This window comes from Nocardioides fonticola, from assembly GCF_039536805.1.
Lineage (GTDB): Bacteria > Actinomycetota > Actinomycetes > Propionibacteriales > Nocardioidaceae > Nocardioides > Nocardioides fonticola.
Window position 1 is genome coordinate 1 of record NZ_BAAAZH010000002.1, and the last position, 18,073, is coordinate 18,073.

Genomic DNA, 18,073 nt, shown 5'->3' on the forward strand with positions numbered 1-18,073 from the left:
CTCAGAGGTCATCACCGACCTCCTGTTGCACTGACCGCCCGAAAGCGCCCCGGTCAGCCGGGGAAACCTGATGTTGTGGGCCGAAACTTCGCCCGACAACATGAGGTTTCGCCCCTCAAGTGGCGCGCCGCGCGTCCTCAGCTGAGCGTGGCGATAACGAGCAGGTCGACGGCGATGACGCCGACCAGGACGCCGAGCATGAGGCCGACCTGGGCGCGCACCGGACGGCCTGAACGCGCCACCGTGTGGTTGAGCTGGATCCCGAGGATGGCCACGACGGCGCCGAGCGCACCCTGGACCAGCACGAGGGCGAGCAACGGGGTGAAGGTGAGGGCGAGGAGTGCCCGCCGCTGCGGCGGCCCGGTCGGGATGTCGACCCCGCCCGCCGTCACGAGAGGGTAGGGGTTGAACACGCGGGTGCGCACGCGTGCCTCGATCGGACCGTCGGTGCCGGGCAGCGTCACGCGGTTGCGCAGTAACCCGTGCGGGGTGATGGGCCGGCCGTCGAGGGTCAGGCGCGGACCCTTCCAGGCGAAGAACTCGACGGCGGTCTCGCCGACCACACCGGGAATCGAGACCGGAAGGGCGCCCATGCGCTCAGCCTGGCATGGGGTGCCGCTGGTCGCCAGCTGGTGCGGTCGTCCTCCTCCGTTCGCCGCTCGGGCTGCTGGGCCCCGACAACGATCGTTGTCGTCGTCGCTCGTGGTGAGGGTGGAGGGCAGGACGGCGCTGGCGGAGTTCGTCCGCGGACCCGGTTCCGGCGTGACAACCAGTGACGCGATGTCGATGCTCGGGCTCGCCCGGTGCGCGGCGGTGTCGCGAGCCGGGGCAGCGTGAGGTCACGAGACGACGAGGATGGAACGGAACATGGGGACACGCACCTGGATGCGGGTGGTACTGACCGGAGCCGTCGTCTCGCTCACCGCCGCTGCCCTCGGCGGCACCAGCCCGGCCGAGGGCGCCGACGGTCCGACCGTGGCGCAGTACGCCTGCCAGGGAGCGACGGGGTACGCGGCCTCGGTGCCGGTGGCGGTCGACTACCTGGCCTATGAGCCGAATCGCTCGGCGATCGCGACCGTCCGGGTGGGGCTGACCACGCCCATGGGGCCGGTGCCCGCAGACGCCGGCACCATCGAGGCCTGGATCTCAAATGCCTTTACTGGCTTTACCGTCGACACCTACGACCCCGTGGCAGGTGGCTACATTCCCAACGGTTCAGCTGCGCCGAGCGGCAGCGCGCGGACCGCGATCGCGATCCCCAAGGTCGTGACTTCGAACGGCAGTCTGAAGGCTGCCCGGTTTACCCCTGGCGCCGACTCGGTGTATTGCGGCGTGTACGCGCGGATCCTCAACGCCGCCAACGGCTCCGGGCCCGTGGACCAGATCGCCGGCCCCACCCAGCCCTGACCCCCGATCCGCCTGGCACGCGTCCGGTGCGGGTGCCGACACGATGAGGAACGAACCGACCATGGGACGACGTAGGACCCTGCGAGGCGGGCTGGCTGCCGCTGCCCTCTCGCTCACCGCCGCGGCCTTCGGTGGCACCAGCCCGGCCGAGGGTGCCGACGGGCCGACCGTGGCGCAGTACGCCTGCCAGGGGGCGACGGGGTACGCGGCCTCGGTGCCGGTGGCGGTCGACTACCTGGCCTATGAGCCGAATCGCTCGGCGATCGCGACCGTCCGGGTGGGGCTGACCACGCCCATGGGGCCGGTGCCCGCAGACGCCGGCACCATCGAAGCCTGGATATCGCGTGGCGGTTCCCAGGACGACTTCACGACGTACGACCCCGTCGCAAGGGGATACACGCCCAACGGTTCAGCTGCGCCCAGCGGTAGCGCTCGAACCGCGATCACGATTCCCAAGATTGACACTCCACTCGGAACTTTGAAGGCTGCCCGCTTCACGCCCGGCGCCGACTCGGTGTACTGCGGCGTTTACGCGAGGATCCGGAACAACTTCAATGCGTCCGGGGCCGTGGACCAGATCGCCGGCCCCACCCAGCCCTGAGTACCACCGCCGGGCACCCCGTCGTCCGGACGGCGCCCGCCCGCTACGGTCGGCGGATGGAGGAAGCCGTGACGGATGCGACGGGCGGGCCCGCCGCTGGGCTGGTGGCCGACGCGCCCACCAAGCCGGTCGCCGAGCGGCTGGTCGAGGCTGCGATCGAGGCGCTCGGCGAGCTCGACGTCGCTGCACTGCTCACCGCGGTCGGGGTGCGCGAGATCGCCCGGCGAGCGGGAGCCAGCACCACCGGCGTCTACACCCACTTCGGCTCCCTCGCCGGGCTCGCGGACGCCGTCGTGGCACGGGTCTTCGACCCCGGTCAGGGCCCGGCGGAGGACATCAGCGGCCTGCTGGGCGTGATCGCCGACTCGCACTTCCCGCTGGAGACCGGCTACGCCTACCACTCGGCCGAGTTCCAGCGCCTGACGAGCGACCCCGCGTTCCGCATCCGCATGGGGCTGTGGGCGCTCGGCGGCCCCGCGGTCACCAGCGCGTACCACCACTACCTGCGCAGCATCGACGACCGCCTGATGGTCGCGGCCGGCGCGCTGTTCGCCCGGTGGGGCCGGGAGGTGCGCCCGCCGTTCGACGTCGCCTCCTTCGTCGCCGCCCAGGTGGCCCTCCTCAACGGCACGACGGTGCGGCACCTGGTCGAGCCGGAGACCTTCGGCATCGATCACTTCAAGCGGGCCGCCAGCACCCTGACCTACTTCCTGCTGCGCGTTCCCGGCGACCGTCATGACGTCGACGACCGGCTGACCGAGGTGAACTACTACCCGCTGGACGCCGCGGCGACCCGCGAGCTCACCGACCGCACCCGCGCGATGCGGGCCCGGGTGCTGCACGCCGCCGCCGAGCTCTTCCACCACGTCGGTTTCGAGCGCACGACGATCGCCCAGATCGCCTCCCACGCCGACACCAGCACGACCTCCGTCTACGACCACTTCACCACCAAGGCCGGGATCGCGGCAGCCCTGTTCCGGCACCAGGCGGCCCTCCATCTGCCGGGTCCGGACGCGGTCGACCACGGGTCGGTCGACCTCGTCGACCATCTGACCGCCCTCGCCGAGTTCGTCCGGGAGCGCGCCGGCTACGCGGGCCCCTACCTCTACCACGTCACCGCGGGCACGACCGAGATCGAGGACCCCGTGCAGTCGACGCTCGAGGAGCTCCTGCGCCGCGCGGGCCACTCCGACCCGCGGACGGCCGCCGAGGTCGTGCTGATCGCCCTGATCCGCCGCGTGCTCACCCACCCCGGCCGCCCGGCGCGCGAGCATGCCGAGGCCGTCGTCGCCCTGCTCGCCCTGCCCCGCTGAGCCCGCACCGCGCGGCCAAGGGGACGCCGTCCGACGTCACGCCATCGGCGATCTCCGTGCCCCTGGTCGAGGTCGTCGAGCTGGGCGAGGGCCACGCGTGGAGCCTGTGCCGGCGCCGGGGGAGCACCGTCGGCGACGTGACGGGCACGCTCGAGCGGGCACTCGGCGTCCCGGTCACCACGCGCGCCTTGGGCACCGTCGAGCGGGTGCTCGCCCGCGCGGCCGCGCTCTTGTGAGGCTGCCTACGCTGATCGGCATGACCGCTCCCGACCCTGAGCGCGTCCACGCCGCCAGTGCGGCCTGGATCTACGTGCCCTCCGACGCCGTCGAGGTGAGCACCCCGGAGTACCGCTTGGTGCGCTACCCGAGCTGGATGGAGGCCGGCGTCGAGCTGGTCTGGCTCGGTCCGCTGCGACGCACCGTGCGGCTGGTGGTCGAGGAGGTCGTCGAGATCGCCACCGGCTGGGACGTCGACCACCTGACCTGGTGGGTGCGCGGCGGCCACCCCGGGGAGTTCGAGCGGGAGGTCCTGCGCCGCGGCGCGACGCTGAAGGAGGAGGTGCAGGTGCTCGCCGCCCCGATCGCGACCGCGCTCGACCTCCTCGATCCGCCGGACGACGTCGTCGTCACCGAGGTTGCCGGGCTCGCCGACCTGCGTGCCGCCACCGACGTCGGCGCCGCGGCCTTCGGCACCGCGCCCCTCGACGACGATCAGCTCACCGACGCGCTGCGGGCGATGACCGAGATGCCCGAAGCGCCCTGGTTCCTGGCCACGCGCGGCGGCGCGCCGGTAGGAATGGCCGGTGCCACCCTGGCCGGCGACGTCGTCCGCCTCTGGGGCGGCGGCGTGGCGCCGGAGGCCCGGGGCCACGGCGTCTACCGGGCCATGCTCGCGGAGCGCCTGCGATGGGCGCGCGAGCGCGGCGCCGACCTGGCCCTGGTGAAGGGACGGGTCGCCACCAGCGCACCGATCCTGCGGCGAGCCGGCTTCACCGCCTACGGCACCGAGCGTGGGCTGCGGATGCCGCTGCGCTGACTGGCAGCCGGATGAAGCCCGTCAGCCGACCGCCACCTGCTCGCGTCGGCGTCCGACCCGACGCGCGGCCGACCGCGCGGCCACGTATCCCGCGGGCGCCTTCACCAGCAGCTCGAGGTTGCGGGCGGCGACGTCGCCGCGCAGGTCCTCGGTCTGCGCCTGCCAGTCGTTGGCGGCCAGGTCGCGGGAGAGCCCGGCGAGCGCCAGCACCGAGTCGGTGCGGTTCGCGCCGTCGATGAGGCCCGCGTGGTCGAGCATCGTGGTGAAGATCGACAGCGTGCCGTCGGCGTTGTCGGCCACCTCGATGATGCGCGACTGCTGCGGCCAGTCGATGTGCGAGGCGGTGTTGATCTCCCACAGGCCGGTGCCGTCGGCCCGGGTACGCGCCCACACCTGGTTGGTGTGGGTGTGCCCGTTGACCCAGGCGATCACGCAGTCGTGGGCGAGCAGCTCGGCGAGCACCGCCGGCCCGAGCACGCGCTGTCCGAGCTGGCCGCCGGTCGCGATGAGCGGGTTGCCCATCGTGTCGGAGGTGTGGTGGCTGAAGACCATGACCAGCCGGTCGGCCGAGTCGGCGAGCACGCGCTTGAGCCAGGCGAACTGGGTGGCGTCGATCGAGCCGTCGGCGTAGCCGTTCGGGTTCACGGTGTCGAGGACGACGCCGCGGACGCCGTCGCGGTCGAAGGTGTAGTACGCCGTCCCCTTCGCGCGGTTCTCGGCGGTGAAGCCGTGCCCGACGGGCAGTCCGGACGTCGTGAAGTGCTCCTCGACGACCTGCTTGCGGCTGAGCAGACGGCGATCGCGGTCGGGGGTGACCAGGCGGACGCCGACCGACAGGGCGAGCAACCCCTGGAGCGAGGCGACGTCGCCGCGCAGCAGCTGCAGCAGATCGGCCTGCGAGACGCCGGGCGGCAGGGTGGTGATCTTGAGCGGACCGGTGGCCAGGGCGGTGAGGTGCAGGGTGGAGTCGGGGAAGTTGCCCTGCATCAGCCCGTCGTGGTTGCCGAAGGCCGTGAACCACTCCATCTCCAGACCCTGCGCGGTGAACGTGCGGCGGCAGGCGTCGAGCAGTCCGCGCACGAGCGGGAAGCCGAAGCGCTTGCGGGCGATGTCGCGCGCACCGAGCAGCGGCTGCCCGTCGGGGTGCCAGTACCGCGTGTCGTAGTAGAGCGGGTGGGTGTCGCTGACGCCCTCGTAGCGCTGACGGCTGCCGGAGTCGGGGGTGACGTCGCCGCCGTCGAGGAGATCGATGTTCCAGCGGATCTCGTTGTACTGCGAGTTGTCGGAGTTGTCGCCGGTCTGGATGGCGAACGCCAGCGGGCGTCCGGTCACCGGCCCGACCCGCTGCGCGTTGACCGCCTGCACCATGGCCTCCGCGACGTGCGCGCTGAGCATCTCCTGCGGTCGGTAGCAGGAGGTCAGCAGGCCGGGCACGGGATCGCCGGGGCGCGACTGGTCCTCGAACCGGTCGAGGAACTCCAGTCGCGCGGGCGACTGGGTGTCGATGATGTGGATGTCGGTGAGCTGCACGAACGCCGAGACGCTGCGCCGCACCGTGGCGCGGTCGACGGCCGCCGCGGCCCCGAGCTCGGTGCGGACGACGTGCGGCTCGCCCGGGGCGACGAGCACCGGGCGCCAGCCGGAGGAGGAGGGCGTACCGCGCACCAAGGTGCGCCCCAGCGTGGCCGGGCCGTCGTCCCGGCGGCGCGCGAAGGCCGCGGTGAACCACTGGGGGAGGAAGGACAGGAGGGGGAGGGAGGCGCCGGTACCCAGCAGCCCGCGACGGGAGATACCCATAGGGGCACCTTAGGGCACATGTGACGGCCGTCACGCCACGTGCCATTCACGAGGCCCACACGGGACGGCCACCTCGGGGCCCTCGCATGTTGCTGCGCCGCTCCTAGCGTGACGGTACGTGGAGACGAACCTGACGAACCTGCGTGAGCTGCCCCGCACCGGCGATCGCCTCCGGGTGCTCGTGGTCGCCGAGTCCTTCCTGCCTCAGATCAACGGGGTCACGAACTCCGTGCGCCGGGTGCTCGAGCACCTGGCGGAGGAGGGCCACGACGCCCTCCTCGTCGCGCCGACCGGCCCCGAGACCTACGCCGGCTTCCCCGTGCTGCGGGCCCGCGGGGCGTGCCTGCCGTTCTACCGCGACTTCCGCCTCGGCCTGGAGACCCGTCGGCGTCTGCGCGTCGTGATGGCCCGCTACCGGCCCGACGTCGTCCACGTCGCCTCGCCGGCGACCCTCGGCTACCAGGCCGTCCGCGCCGCGGAGGACCTCGGCATCCCGACGGTTGCGATCTACCAGACCGACCTCGTCGGCTTCGCCGAGCGCTACGGCATCGCCGGCGGCGCGCGGGCGATGTCGACGCTCACCCGCCGCATCCACGCGCGGGTCGACCGCACGCTCGCGCCCTCGACGGCCAGCCTCACCCAGCTCGCCGGCCTCGGCGTCCCGAACACCGCCCTGTGGCCGCGCGGTGTCGACCTCGTCGGCTTCGATCCGGCGCGCCGGGACGACGCCGTCCGCGCGTCGTTGCTCGGCGATCGTCCCGACCGGCTGCTCGTCGGCTACGTCGGTCGCCTGGCACCGGAGAAGGAGCTCGAGCTGCTGCGGGTGATCGACGCCGACGACCGCTACCAGCTCGTGCTCGTCGGGGGCGGACCGGAGGAGCAGCGGCTGCGCGAGGAGCTGCCCGGCGCGGTGTTCCCCGGCGTCCTGCACGGCGAGGAGCTCGGCGCCGTCTACGCCTCCCTCGACGTCTTCGTGCACACCGGTCGCCACGAGACCTACTGCCAGTCGGCCCAGGAGGCGTTGGCCTCCGGCGTCCCGGTGGTCGCGCCGCGGGCCGGCGGGCCGATCGACGTCGTCACCGACACCGTCACCGGGTTCCTCTACGAGCCGGGGGACGCCGAGGAGCTCGCCGAGCACGTCGACCGGCTCGCCCGCGACCCGCTGCTGCGCCGTCGCATGGGGCTCGCGGCGCGGCGCAGCGTGCGCAGCCGCTCCTGGTACGCGGTCAACTCCTCGCTGGTGGCCCACTACCGCGAGGTCTGCGGCCGACCTGCCGAGGCGCTGCCCGCCGCCGGCTGACGCCGCCCCGAGCGGCCCCGGCCTACCATCGCCGGATGCGTCGTTCTCGGGTCCTGGTCCTCGTGCTGCTCCTCGCCGGAGTGATGGCGGCGTCGGCCGTGCTGGCCGCCCGGCTGTGGCCAGAGGGTGAGTACGGCCACGACCTGCGTCGCTACGGCGACGCCGACGGCGTGGCCACCCGGTTCGGTGATCTCGGGTCCGGCCACGTGCTCGCGATCGGCTCGCCCGACAGTCACCGGATCCTCGTGCAGTGGCGCGATCCGGACGGGTCCGGGTGGACCGCGCCGCAGCTCGTGTGGAACGAGCGCGCCGTCGCCTTCGACAACACCCTGCGCACCGGCGACGGCGTCGCGGTGATCCAGCAGGCGTTCACCACCGACACCTCGGACGACACCGAGGCCAGCGCCCACTGGGTCGCGATCGTCTGCCGGGCCTCAGCGCTCTCGTGCTCCGCCTCGCGACTCGCCGGCTCCGCCCGGCCGGCCCAGGTGGCACCCGACGGCAGGCACGCGCTGCTCGCGTCCGGCGAAGGAGGCGTATGGGTGTGGGAGCCGGACGCGGGGATCCACCGCGTCCCGTGGCAGGGTGGACGGGACGCCGCTGCCCTCGCCGGTCCGGCGCTCGCCCCCGACGGAGGCCTCCGGTTGGTGACCTCCAGCCCGGCGCGGGGAGCCTGCACCTTCCGCCTCTGGTCGGCTGAACCGGGTACCGCGGCCTTCCGGCCGGTGGCCCTTCAGCGAGGGCGACTGCGAGGCGCGGCGCGATCGGAGTGCCGCACCTACCTCGACTCCGATCCCGGGCTCTGGAGTCCGGCCTGGATCGCCGTGCACCCGAGTGACCATCGGGCCCCCGACTTCTGGTTCGAGCGCACCGCGGCCGGGTGGCGCGCCACCGCCGTCGACCCCTCCGGTCTCGACGCCGTCGACGTCCCCCGCGGCTGCTGCGACACGGTCGTCGGGGCCTTCATCCACGGAGCCGACGTCGCGGTCGGCTCGCCCGACGGCCGCTCGCTGCGCCTCCAGGTGCATCGGCGCGGTGAGGATCGGTGGGGCCCTCCGGTCACGGTGGGCACGGCGCCGCGCCGGGTGGCGTGCGATCTGCCCGACGTCTCCGAGGTCGGCGACGGTGCCGCCGTCGTGCTCGGGTGCCGGGAGGCCGGCGATGCCCGCGGCGTGCTGGTCGCCGTCAGCGCCGATCTGGAGTCGTGGCGGGCCCGCTACGTTCCCGACGTGACGAACGAGGTGCTCACCGACGACGAGGGTCGGTTGGTGGTCGACGACCTCAGGTGGTCGCCCGAGGACGGCTGGAGCGACGGCGCCTAGCCGATGACGGCCGCCGCCTCGGTCACGTCGTCGACCAGGTGGATCTCGCGCGCCATCGGCCGGTCGCGGGCCAGGGCGTGCAGCAGCGGCCACGCCGGCACCTCCTGCGTCCAGTAGCGGTGACCGACGAGCACCATCGGCGCCACGGCCTCCCCGGTGGCGTAGTAGTTCTCGCAGGCGTCCTGGAAGACCTCCTGCACCGTGCCGGCGGCGCCCGGCAGGAAGACGATGCCGCCGTCGCACATCTCCAGCAGGATCGCCTCGCGGATCGCGTTGCGCAGGTACTTCGCGATCGCGCTCGCGAACAGGTTCGGCGGCTCGTGGCCGTAATGCCAGGTCGGGATGCCGAGACTGTCGCCGCCGTCGGGCCACCGCTCGAGGACGGCGCGCGCACCGGCGACCCACGCGTCGATCGAGGGCCGGAAGGACGGCGTCTCCGCCAGCAGCGGGAGCGCCTCGGTGACGGCGTCCAGCCCGTGTGCTGCCAGCCGGCCACCGAGGTTGGCGGCCTCCATCGCGCCCGGCCCGCCACCGGTGGCCACGACGTGCCGCGCACCGAGCAGCGCGCCGAGCCGGGCGGCGTCCGCGTAGTCGCGGCTGTCACGGGCGAGGCCGTGACCGCCCATCACGCCGACGACGCGGCGTCCGCTCGCGCGCACGTCGGCGATCCACGCCTCGAGTGCCTGGTCGATGGCGTGGTCGTGCAGCGCGCCCGTGAGGGCGGCCGCCGGGGTGCGCGGCCTCGACGCCCACGCGTAGGCGCGGGCATCGAGGCTCTCGGCGTAGACCGGGGTGTCGTACAGCTCGTCGGCCGTGTAGAGCCGGGTACGCAGGACGTCGAGCGGTTCGGCGGCGATGCTGCCGTCGAGCAGGTCGGCGGCATCGGCCCGGCACAGGCCCGACGACGGTTCGACATGGGTGACGCGGCCTCGGGTACGCACGCGCCCACTCTGCCCGATCGTGGGCCCGATCGCCGGTGTGGCGAGGGTGTCACCAGGCCGCGCCCAGCACCTCCCCGTACAGCGCCTCGCCGTCGACGTCGAGACCCTTGCCGGCGAACCAGCGCGCCATCGTCAGGCAGTCGCGATGCAGCAGGTCGGCCCCGTGCGGGTTGGCGATCAGGTCGACGATCTGCGGCAGATCGATGATCACCAGCCGCTCGCCGGCCGCGAGCACGTTGTAGGGCGAGAGGTCGCCGTGCACGAGCCCGGCCTCGGCCATCACCAGCATCGCGTCGCGCAACTGCTCCCACCATCTGGCGAGCAGGGCGGGTGTCGGCCGGGTCTGGGCCAGCCGCGGGGCGGTGACCGGTCCGTCGTCGCCCTCGAGGTGGATCCACTCCATCAGCAACTCGGTGCCGTCGATCTGCACCGGATAGGGCACCGGGACGCCGAGCTGCCAGAGCCGTCCGAGCGCCTGCCATTCGGCCCAGGCCCACTGGCCGGCGGCGACCTCCCGGCCGTAGCGGCTGCCGCGTTCGATCGCGCGAGCGTCGCGGCTGCGGCGCACCCGACGGCCGTCGGTGTAGACCGCCGAGCGGTGGAAGTCGCGATGCTCGGGGCTGCGGTAGCGCTTGGCCACCATCGTGACGGCGAGTCCGGGCACCTCGTCGGCGTCCGGGAGACCGCGATGCAGCAGGTGGGCGTCGGCCTCCTTGCCGGTCTTGAGGACGCCGAGTTCGGTGTCGACCGCGCCCTGGGAGGTCACCACCCAGTCGGGGCGGGGCTCGGGTCCGCGGCACAGCGGTTGGACGGCGAGCCAGGTCGACCAGCGCTGGTCGGGACCGAGGTCGTCGAGGGCCTCGAAGTCGAAGCGGAAGGAGGGCCGCAGGTCGTCGGGGTCAGCGGCGTCGGCGTCAGAGGGGTCGGGGTCGTGCGGGGTCGGATCGGAGATCACGCGGGGTTCGCTTTCGGGAGAGTGCGGATGCGGACGTGGTGCAGCGGACCGTCATGGCTCTGCTCCTCTCCTCGGTGGCGCGTGCCCCTCACGTGCCGACGCCGCCCAGCCTGCAGGAGGCGGGGCGGCGTCGGCGAACGATTTTCGGCCGTCGGGCCGGTTCGGGCGTGTCCGGTCAGGCGGCGACCGTGGTGGTGATCGGCAGCTGGAGCTCGGCGACGCGCTCCCAGGCGTCGTCGATGTGCACCACCGCACGGCCGTGGCGGTGCAGCAGGGAGCTGGCGATGCCGGCCCGGTAGCCCGAGCGGCAGTGCACCCACAGCTCGCCGTCGGGCAGCTCGTCGGCGCGCACCTCGACGTCCTGCACCGGCAGGTGGATCGCACCGGGCAGGTGTCCGGCCTCCCACTCGTCGCGCTGGCGGACGTCCACGACGACGCGCGGGTGCGCGGTGGCGTCGGCGGTGTCGGACTCGACGGCGAAGGCGGTCCAGTCGGCGCGGCGGTAGCTGGCGGTCAGGGCGCGGGCGGCGGTGCCGGGGGAGACGACGTGGGTGGCGACGTCGTCGATGCCGATGTCGGCGAGGTCGCGCAGGGCCGCGTCGAGCAGGTCGGGGGTGTCGGAGAGGACGACGATGTCGTCGTTCCACGGCACCAGCCAGCCGACGTAGGTGGCGAACTGGGTGCCGTACTCGACGCTCACCGAGCCGGCGAGGTGTCCGTCGGCGAACGCGCTGCGGGAGCGCAGGTCGATGATCCACGAGCCGCCGAGGACGGCGTCGGTGACCTGCGCGGCGGTGACGGGACGCGCGGCGCGCGGGGTGGCGCGGCCGGCGCCGGCGCGGTTCAGGGGTGCCATGTGGCGGTAGTAGCGGGGGATGGGGCCGAAGCCGGCGAGGAGTTCGCTCACGAAGGTCTCCCGGTCGAGGATGAGGGCGGGGTTGGCCGAGTGCTGGTCGGCGAGCGTGACGATCTCGCCGACCCGCGTACACGTGGACGTCGAGGCGCAGAAGCTGCCGAAGCCGTGGGTCGGCAGCAGCCGGGTGGCGGGGTCGAGGCCGGCGAGCACCTGGGCGCTGGCCCACTGCATGCCGGCCAGGTCGGCGGCGAGGCGGGGATCGACGAGGTCGGTGCGACCGACGGTGCCCTGGAGGAGGCTGCCGCCGCTCAGCAGGGCGCCGGGGGCGTCGTGCGGGCCCGGTTGCTGGGGGCGCACCAGGAACGACTGGTGGTGCCGGGTGTGCCCCGGCGTGGCGATGACCTCGACCTCGAGGCCGCCCACCGGGACGACGTCGCCGTCGCGCACGCCGACCCGCTCGAAGTCGACCTGCTCGCCCGCGGAGAGGAGGTAGTCGGCGCCGTGGCGGCGGGCGAGCCCGAGGGCGCCGGAGACGTAGTCGTTGTGGATGTGGGTGTCGGCGACGGCGGTGATCTCGACCTGGGCACGCTCGGCGGCGGCCTCGACCGCCCGGGTGTCGCGCGGGGGATCGACGACGATCGCGCGACGGCCGTCGTGGACGAGGTGGCAGCGGTTCCCGAGGTGCGGGACCTCGACGGCGACGATCTCCACGCGGAACTCCCTCAAGTCGATCTGATTAGTGGCTTTAAGGTAACACCGGGTGGCGCGCGACGGCAGCCGCCGCGCGTGGCACTACCGTGCGGCTCGTGGCGATCCGGTCCGTGCTCGCGGCGCTGCTCGCCGTCCCGTTGCTCCTCACCCCCGCCTCCGGGCGAGCTGCCGCCACCACGACCCCGGTCGACCCCTACTTCCCCGATGACGGCCAGCGCGGGCTCGATGTCGTCCACTACGACATCGCGGTGCGTCACGACCCCCGCGTCGGCCGCCTCGCCGGCCGCGCGACCCTTGCCGTGACCGCTCGGACGACGCTGCGCACCGTGCACCTCGACCTGTGGCTGCCGGTGCACCGTGTGCGCGTCGACGGCCGCGAGGTGTCGTGGCGCCAGGAGGCCGGCGACCTCGCGATCCGCCCACCGCGGGCCTGGCAGTGCGGCTCCTCGCATCGGGTCGAGGTCGCCTACGCGGGCCGTCCCGGACGCGTGGGCCCATCCTCTGAACGCCCCTTCGTCACCGACGGCGTCGAGAGCGTCGTGGCCGGCGAACCCCATGCCGCCGCGTGGTGGTTCCCCGCCGACGACCGGCCGACCGACCGGGCGCGGGTCGATCTGCGCATCACCGTGCCCGCCCGCGGCCGGCTCACCTCGATCAGCGGCGGTCGGCTGCTCGCGCAGACCCGTGCCGGCGACTGGCGGACCCGGCACTGGCGCTTCGTCGACCCGGTCGCCCCCTACCTGGTGCTCCTCGCCGTCGGGCCCTACCGCGAGCGGGTCACGCGGGCGCTGGGGCGGCCGATGCGGATCGCCGTCAGCGGCACTCTGCCGGCGGCGCGGAGGCGCAGCGCCCTCGACCTGCTCGGCCGCACACCGGAGGCCGTGCGGTGGCTCCAGCAGGTGCTGCGGACGCCGTACCCGTTCGCCGACCTCGGCGGCGTCGTCACCGGCCTCGACCTCGGCTTCGCCCTGGAGACCCAGACCCGGCCGATCCATCCGGCCGTCGTCCCCGATCCGCTGCCGACGCTGGTGCACGAGCTCGCGCACCAGTGGTTCGGGGACGCCGTGCCGGTGCGCCGCTGGCGCGACATCTGGCTCAACGAGGGCCTGGCCACCTACCTCGAGACCCGCTGGGGCGCGGCCCGCGGCGGTGCGTCGATGACCCGCTGGCTGCGGGCGCGGTACGAGGAGCACAGCTCGGCGGGCGACCCGTTCTGGGAGCTGCGGCTCGACGACCCCGGCCCCGATGCCCTCTTCGCCTGGCCGGTCTACCTGCGGGGCGCGATGGCGGTGCAGGCCCTGCGCACGCGGATCGGAGCCGAGCCCTTCCAGCGGCTGCTGCGGGTCTGGGCGCACCGCACCCGCCCGGCCAGCACGCCGGCCTTCGAGGAGACGGCCGAGCGGATCTCGGGCCAGGACCTCGCGACCTTCTTCGACGCGTGGCTGCGGGCCGACCACGCGCCCTCCCCGACGGCGGAGTTCGGGCTCGGCCCCTCAGCCGAGCAGCGGCGCGACGGCCTTCGCGAGCAGTGAGGGCGAGCGGGTCACCGACTCCTCGGCGTCGGCCCAGGTCATCGCCCGCAGGCCGAGGTTGATGCCCAACCAGCGCAGCGGTTCGCGCTCCCACTCCGGCGAGCGGTGTCCGACCCACGGGAGCCGGGTGAGCTCGGACTCGCGTCGCAGCACGAGGTCGCACAGGGTGCGGCCGGCGAGGTTGGTGGTGCTCACGCCGTCGCCGACGTAGCCCCCGGCCCACGCCAGTCCGGTGGTGCGGTCGAGCCCGACCGAGGCCTGCCAGTCGCGGGCGATGCCCAGCGCGCCGCCCCAGGCGTGGGTGACCGCGGTGCCCGCGAGCACCGGGAACATCTCGACGAGGGTGGCGTAGAGGCCGGCGAAGACGTCGGTGTCGCGGTCGAACTCCGGCCGGACCCGTGAGCGCCAGTGGTAGGGCGCACCGCGACCGCCGAACACCAGGCGGTCGTCGGCGGTGCGCTGTCCGTAGACGATGAGGTGGCGGTGGTCGGAGAAGGTCTCCCGCTCGCGCAGGCCGATGCGCTCCCACGTCGCCGCGCTGAGCGGCTCGGTGGCGATGATGAGGGAGTAGACCGGCACGATGGCGCGCTCGAGGCCCGCCAGCCCCGGCGTGTAGCCCTCCGTGGCCCGGACGACGACCTCGGCCCGCACATCGCCGTGCTCGGTGATCGCGACTCCCGGCTCGATGCGCCGCACCCGGGTGTTCTCGTACAGCCGCACCCCGCGGGCCTCGACCGCACGCGCGAGGCCGCGCACCAGGCGGGCGGGATGGATCGCCGCGCAGTCGGGGGTGAAGGTCGCGCCACGCGTGTCGGCGGCATCGAGGCGGGCGCGGGCGGTCGCGGCGTCGAGCAGGACGACGTCGTCCTCGCCGCGACCCCAGGAGCGGGCGTGGGCGACCTCGCGCCGGGCGCGCTGCCACTGCGGACGCGAGCGGGCGAGCACCACGGTGCCGCCGTGCGCGGCCTGGGCGTCGATGCCCTCGGCGTCGGCCACCCGCAGCACCTCGGCGACGCTGTCGCGCATCGCCGCGTGCTGGGCGAGGGCCCCGGAGCGCCCGGCCGTGGCGGCCAGGGTGTCGAGGGAGGCCGGGAACAGCGCCGAGCACCAGCCGCCGTTGCGGCCCGAGGCCCCGAAGCCGGCGACCTCGGCCTCCAGGACGGCGATGCGCAGGGTGGGATCGGCCTCGGCGAGGTAGTAGGCGGTCCACAGGCCGGTGTACCCGGCGCCGACGATCGCGACGTCGACGTCGGTGCTGCCGGGCAGGGACGGGCGCGGCGTCCAGTCGTCACCGGCCGTCTCGTGCCACAGCGAGAGGCGGTCGGGGCGACCGGTGGCGCTCATCTCAGCGCACGCCCCACGAGTAGGTCTGCTTGCGCAGGTGGAGGTACATGAAGGTCTCCGAGGACACCACGCCGGGGATGCTGCGGATGCGCGAGCTGAGGATCTCCAGCAGGTGGTCGTCGTCCTCGCAGACGATCTCGAGCAGCAGGTCGAAGGAGCCCGCGGTGATGACGACGTAGTCGACCTCCGGCAGGTCGGCCACGGCGTCGGCGACCGGCTCCAGGGGTCCGCTGACCTTCAGACCGATCATCGCCTGGCGGGAGAACCCGAGCTGGAGGGGATCGGTGACGGCGACGACCTGGATGACGCCGGAGTCGGTGAGGCGTTGCACGCGCTGGCGCACGGCGGCCTCGGAGAGACCGACCGCCTTGCCGATGGCGGCGTAGGAGCGGCGGCCGTTCTGCTGGAGCTGCTCGATGATGGCCTTGGAGGTCTCGTCGAGCTCCAACCGTGTGCTCGCGTTCTTCGGCGACGGCATGGGGGTGAACCTACCCGCTCGCGTGGTCTCGTCGTCACGGATCGCCCAACCATCGCATTTCGTTGCGATCAGGTTTCGTCCCGACGGTATCCCTTGTCGTACCCCCCGTGGCATGACACGATCCGAGCCTCACGGCCGTCCATCCCGTCGAGGAGTCCGATGCCCGATCCGCTGTCCCCCCGCACCCGAGGGCTCACCCGCCGACATCTGCTCGCCGGGGCCGGCGCCGCGGCGTTCGCCGGGGCCAGCGCGGGCGCGCTCAAGCTGCCGTTCTTCGGGGTCGCCGGCGCGGCCCAGGACCCCGCGACCTGCCGTGCGGTCGACGTGTCGGCCACCGACAAGCGGATGATCATCTCCAACTGGCCGGCCTACATCGACTCGAAGAAGAAGCCGGACGGCACCTTCCAGACCTTCCAGCGCGAGACCGGCATCACCGTCAGCTACACCGACGACATCAACGACAACGCCGAGTTCTACGCGAAGGTGCGCAACCAGCTCGGCAGCTGTCAGCCGATCGGCCGCGACATCATCACCATGACCGACTGGATGGCCGCGCGGATGGTGGGCCTGGGCTGGATCCAGCCGATGGACAAGAAGAACATCCCCAACGTCCAGGACAACCTGCTCGACGCACTGCGCAACCGGCCGTGGGACCCCGACCTGATCTACCACGCCCCGTGGCAGACCGGCCTGACCGGCATCGCCTACAACGCCGCGAAGGTCAAGGAGGTGCGCAGCTTCTCCGAGCTGATGACCCGCTCCGACCTCACGGGCCGGGTCACGCTGCTCACCGAGATGCGCGACACGATGGCCTTCATGCTCAAGGTCACCGGTGCCGACCCCACCGACTTCGACGACACCGAGTGGGGCAACGCGATCGAGTACCTGCGCAAGGCCGTCGCCTCGGGGCAGATCCGCGCGTTCACCGGCAACGACTACACCCAGGACCTCGCCGCCGGGAACATCCTGGCCTGCGAGGCCTGGTCGGGCGACGTCATCCAGTTGCAGTACGACAACCCCGACATCAAGTTCGTCACGCCGGAGGAGGGCCTCTCGCTCTGGAGCGACAACATGATCATCCCGAACCAGGCGACCCATCAGGCCAACGCCGAGGCGTGGATGAACTACTACTACGACCCCGCGGTGGCCGCGAAGCTCGCCGCGTACGTCAACTACATCTGCCCGGTGAAGGGGGCGCAGCAGGAGATGGAGAAGATCGATCCGTCCCTGGTCGACAACCCCCTGATCTTCCCCGACGACGACATGCTCGCCGGGACCTTCTCGATGATGCCTCTGACCGACCAGCAGCAGAACGAGTACGAAGGGGACTGGGCCGATGTCTCAGGCGGGTGACGGGTACGACGGGCTGCGGATCACGCAGCTGACCAAGGAGTTCGCGACCTTCACGGCCGTCGACCACCTCGATCTCGACGTGCCGCGCGGCACGTTCTTCGCGCTCCTCGGACCCTCCGGGTGCGGCAAGACGACGACGCTGCGGATGATCGCGGGCCTGGAGACCCCGACGTCCGGTTCGATCACGCTGGCCGGGCAGGACATCACCTACGCCAAGCCCTACCAGCGGCCGGTCAACACCGTCTTCCAGAGCTACGCGCTCTTCCCGCACCTCGACATCTTCGAGAACGTCGCCTTCGGCCTGCGGCGGCGCAAGAGGTCGGACGTCGACGCGCAGGTCACCGAGATGCTCGAACTCGTGGAGCTGAGCTCGCAGGCCCGCAAGAAGCCGGCGCAGCTCTCCGGTGGCCAGCAGCAGCGGGTCGCGCTCGCCCGGGCGCTCATCAACCAGCCCGAGGTGCTCCTGCTCGACGAGCCGCTCGGCGCGCTCGACCTCAAGCTGCGCCGTTCGATGCAGATCGAGATCAAGCGCATCCAGGACGAGGTCGGCCTCACCTTCGTGCACGTCACCCACGACCAGGAGGAGGCCATGACGATGGCCGACACCGTCGCGGTGATGAACAAGGGCATCATCGAGCAGATGGGGGCGCCCGCGGAGCTCTACGAGAACCCGCGCAGCACCTTCGTGGCGAACTTCCTCGGCCAGTCGAACCTCATCGAGGGCGCCGTCCTGAACCGGGCGGCCGACATCGTCACCGTCGACATGCACGGCATCAACGTCTCGATCCCCACCGGACGCAGCCACACCGCGGGCGACAAGGGCTGGGTCGGCATCCGACCGGAGAAGGTGCTCATCGGCGAGGAGGGTGCCGAGCTCGACGCCCCCGGCAACACCATCCCCGGCGGCGTCGTCTCCGACGTCAGCTTCGTCGGCGTCTCCACCCAGTACCTCGTGCGGATGCCGTGGGGCCAGGAACTCCAGGTCTTCCAGCAGAACACCGGCCGGGCTCGGATCTTCGGGGTGGGGGAGCGGGTCGAGCTGTCGTGGCGTCCCGAGTACGCCTTCCTCCTCGACATCTCCCAGGACGCCGATGCCGGTGCCCAGAAGGTCGACGCGTGAGGGGCCG

At 72.7% G+C, this 18,073-nt stretch carries 17 protein-coding genes; 10 read left to right on the forward strand and 7 right to left on the reverse strand.

Annotated elements, in window-relative coordinates; translation table 11 throughout:
• Positions 1 to 137: 137 nt before the first annotated feature.
• Positions 138 to 593: a hypothetical protein gene (locus tag ABD671_RS01650; RefSeq protein ID WP_344731460.1), complete on the reverse strand. Its 456-nt coding sequence runs from the start codon at positions 591 to 593 to the stop codon at positions 138 to 140.
• A gap of 274 nt (positions 594 to 867) precedes the next feature.
• Between ABD671_RS01650 and ABD671_RS01655 the strand changes: the two genes are divergently transcribed.
• From ABD671_RS01655 to ABD671_RS01675, 5 genes are all read left to right on the forward strand, one after another.
• A complete protein-coding gene (locus tag ABD671_RS01655) occupies positions 868 to 1,407 on the forward strand; it encodes a hypothetical protein (RefSeq protein WP_344731461.1) in 540 nt (179 codons plus the stop codon).
• Between the two features lie 169 nt (positions 1,408 to 1,576).
• The gene (locus tag ABD671_RS01660; protein ID WP_344731462.1) at positions 1,577 to 2,008 is read left to right on the forward strand and encodes a hypothetical protein; all 432 of its coding nucleotides are present in this window, start codon (positions 1,577 to 1,579) and stop codon (positions 2,006 to 2,008) included.
• Between the two features lie 56 nt (positions 2,009 to 2,064).
• Positions 2,065 to 3,321, forward strand: a complete 1,257-nt coding sequence (locus tag ABD671_RS01665) for a TetR/AcrR family transcriptional regulator (RefSeq protein WP_344731463.1) — start codon at positions 2,065 to 2,067, stop codon at positions 3,319 to 3,321.
• A gap of 56 nt (positions 3,322 to 3,377) precedes the next feature.
• Positions 3,378 to 3,557 (forward strand): hypothetical protein, encoded by a 180-nt coding sequence (locus ABD671_RS01670; RefSeq protein WP_344731464.1) that lies wholly within the window; start codon positions 3,378 to 3,380, stop codon positions 3,555 to 3,557.
• A gap of 20 nt (positions 3,558 to 3,577) precedes the next feature.
• Positions 3,578 to 4,357, forward strand: a complete 780-nt coding sequence (locus ABD671_RS01675; protein WP_344731465.1) for a GNAT family N-acetyltransferase — start codon at positions 3,578 to 3,580, stop codon at positions 4,355 to 4,357.
• 21 nt (positions 4,358 to 4,378) lie between these two features.
• On the opposite strand, the gene ABD671_RS01680 is transcribed toward ABD671_RS01675, so the two are convergent.
• A complete protein-coding gene (locus tag ABD671_RS01680; RefSeq protein ID WP_344731466.1) occupies positions 4,379 to 6,154 on the reverse strand; it encodes a TIGR03767 family metallophosphoesterase in 1,776 nt (591 codons plus the stop codon).
• 118 nt (positions 6,155 to 6,272) lie between these two features.
• Between ABD671_RS01680 and ABD671_RS01685 the strand changes: the two genes are divergently transcribed.
• Together ABD671_RS01685 and ABD671_RS01690 are read left to right on the forward strand one after the other, a co-directional pair.
• Positions 6,273 to 7,454, forward strand: a complete 1,182-nt coding sequence (locus tag ABD671_RS01685) for a glycosyltransferase family 4 protein (protein WP_344731467.1) — start codon at positions 6,273 to 6,275, stop codon at positions 7,452 to 7,454.
• Positions 7,455 to 7,489: 35 nt separating this feature from the next.
• Positions 7,490 to 8,776 carry a hypothetical protein gene (locus tag ABD671_RS01690; RefSeq protein WP_344731468.1) on the forward strand — a complete coding sequence of 429 codons (1,287 nt, stop codon included), beginning with the start codon at positions 7,490 to 7,492 and terminating at the stop codon, positions 8,774 to 8,776.
• Here the strand turns inward: ABD671_RS01690 and ABD671_RS01695 are convergent.
• From ABD671_RS01695 to ABD671_RS01705, 3 genes are all read right to left on the reverse strand, one after another.
• Complete coding sequence (locus tag ABD671_RS01695; RefSeq protein ID WP_344731469.1) at positions 8,773 to 9,717, reverse strand: LOG family protein; 945 nt, start codon at positions 9,715 to 9,717, stop codon at positions 8,773 to 8,775. The two genes, ABD671_RS01690 and ABD671_RS01695, sit on opposite strands and share 4 nt — an antisense overlap.
• 49 nt (positions 9,718 to 9,766) lie before the next feature.
• Positions 9,767 to 10,672 carry a serine protein kinase RIO gene (locus ABD671_RS01700; RefSeq protein ID WP_344731470.1) on the reverse strand — a complete coding sequence of 302 codons (906 nt, stop codon included), beginning with the start codon at positions 10,670 to 10,672 and terminating at the stop codon, positions 9,767 to 9,769.
• 175 nt (positions 10,673 to 10,847) lie between these two features.
• Positions 10,848 to 12,254 (reverse strand): rhodanese-like domain-containing protein, encoded by a 1,407-nt coding sequence (locus ABD671_RS01705; protein ID WP_344731471.1) that lies wholly within the window; start codon positions 12,252 to 12,254, stop codon positions 10,848 to 10,850.
• 80 nt (positions 12,255 to 12,334) lie between these two features.
• On the opposite strand from ABD671_RS01705, the gene ABD671_RS01710 reads away from it, so the two are divergent.
• Complete coding sequence (locus ABD671_RS01710) at positions 12,335 to 13,771, forward strand: M1 family metallopeptidase (protein ID WP_344731472.1); 1,437 nt, start codon at positions 12,335 to 12,337, stop codon at positions 13,769 to 13,771.
• Here the strand turns inward: ABD671_RS01710 and ABD671_RS01715 are convergent.
• Complete coding sequence (locus ABD671_RS01715) at positions 13,733 to 15,115, reverse strand: NAD(P)/FAD-dependent oxidoreductase (RefSeq protein WP_344731473.1); 1,383 nt, start codon at positions 15,113 to 15,115, stop codon at positions 13,733 to 13,735. The two genes, ABD671_RS01710 and ABD671_RS01715, sit on opposite strands and share 39 nt — an antisense overlap.
• Position 15,116: 1 nt before the next feature.
• Positions 15,117 to 15,593, reverse strand: a complete 477-nt coding sequence (locus ABD671_RS01720; RefSeq protein WP_344731474.1) for an Lrp/AsnC family transcriptional regulator — start codon at positions 15,591 to 15,593, stop codon at positions 15,117 to 15,119.
• A gap of 159 nt (positions 15,594 to 15,752) precedes the next feature.
• On the opposite strand from ABD671_RS01720, the gene ABD671_RS01725 reads away from it, so the two are divergent.
• Both ABD671_RS01725 and ABD671_RS01730 read left to right on the forward strand, forming a co-directional pair.
• Positions 15,753 to 16,946, forward strand: coding sequence for a polyamine ABC transporter substrate-binding protein (locus ABD671_RS01725; RefSeq protein ID WP_344731475.1), 1,194 nt, complete (start codon positions 15,753 to 15,755; stop codon positions 16,944 to 16,946).
• The gene (locus ABD671_RS01730; protein WP_344731476.1) at positions 16,930 to 18,066 is read left to right on the forward strand and encodes an ABC transporter ATP-binding protein; all 1,137 of its coding nucleotides are present in this window, start codon (positions 16,930 to 16,932) and stop codon (positions 18,064 to 18,066) included. Before ABD671_RS01725 ends, ABD671_RS01730 begins: the two co-directional genes overlap by 17 nt.
• The last annotated feature ends 7 nt before the right edge of the window (positions 18,067 to 18,073 follow it).

Bases quoted from the DNA above. Each gene is read 5' to 3' on its own strand.
- ABD671_RS01650 (WP_344731460.1), bottom strand. From the start codon at position 593: ATGGGCGCCCTTCCGGTCTCGATTCCCGGTGTGGTCGGCGAGACCGCC.
- ABD671_RS01655 (WP_344731461.1), top strand. From the start codon at position 868: ATGGGGACACGCACCTGGATGCGGGTGGTACTGACCGGAGCCGTCGTC.
- ABD671_RS01665 (WP_344731463.1), top strand. From the start codon at position 2,065: ATGGAGGAAGCCGTGACGGATGCGACGGGCGGGCCCGCCGCTGGGCTG.
- ABD671_RS01675 (WP_344731465.1), top strand. From the start codon at position 3,578: ATGACCGCTCCCGACCCTGAGCGCGTCCACGCCGCCAGTGCGGCCTGG.
- ABD671_RS01680 (WP_344731466.1), bottom strand. From the start codon at position 6,154: ATGGGTATCTCCCGTCGCGGGCTGCTGGGTACCGGCGCCTCCCTCCCC.
- ABD671_RS01690 (WP_344731468.1), top strand. From the start codon at position 7,490: ATGCGTCGTTCTCGGGTCCTGGTCCTCGTGCTGCTCCTCGCCGGAGTG.
- ABD671_RS01715 (WP_344731473.1), bottom strand. From the start codon at position 15,115: ATGAGCGCCACCGGTCGCCCCGACCGCCTCTCGCTGTGGCACGAGACG.
- ABD671_RS01720 (WP_344731474.1), bottom strand. From the start codon at position 15,593: ATGCCGTCGCCGAAGAACGCGAGCACACGGTTGGAGCTCGACGAGACC.
- ABD671_RS01725 (WP_344731475.1), top strand. From the start codon at position 15,753: ATGCCCGATCCGCTGTCCCCCCGCACCCGAGGGCTCACCCGCCGACAT.
- ABD671_RS01730 (WP_344731476.1), top strand. From the start codon at position 16,930: ATGTCTCAGGCGGGTGACGGGTACGACGGGCTGCGGATCACGCAGCTG.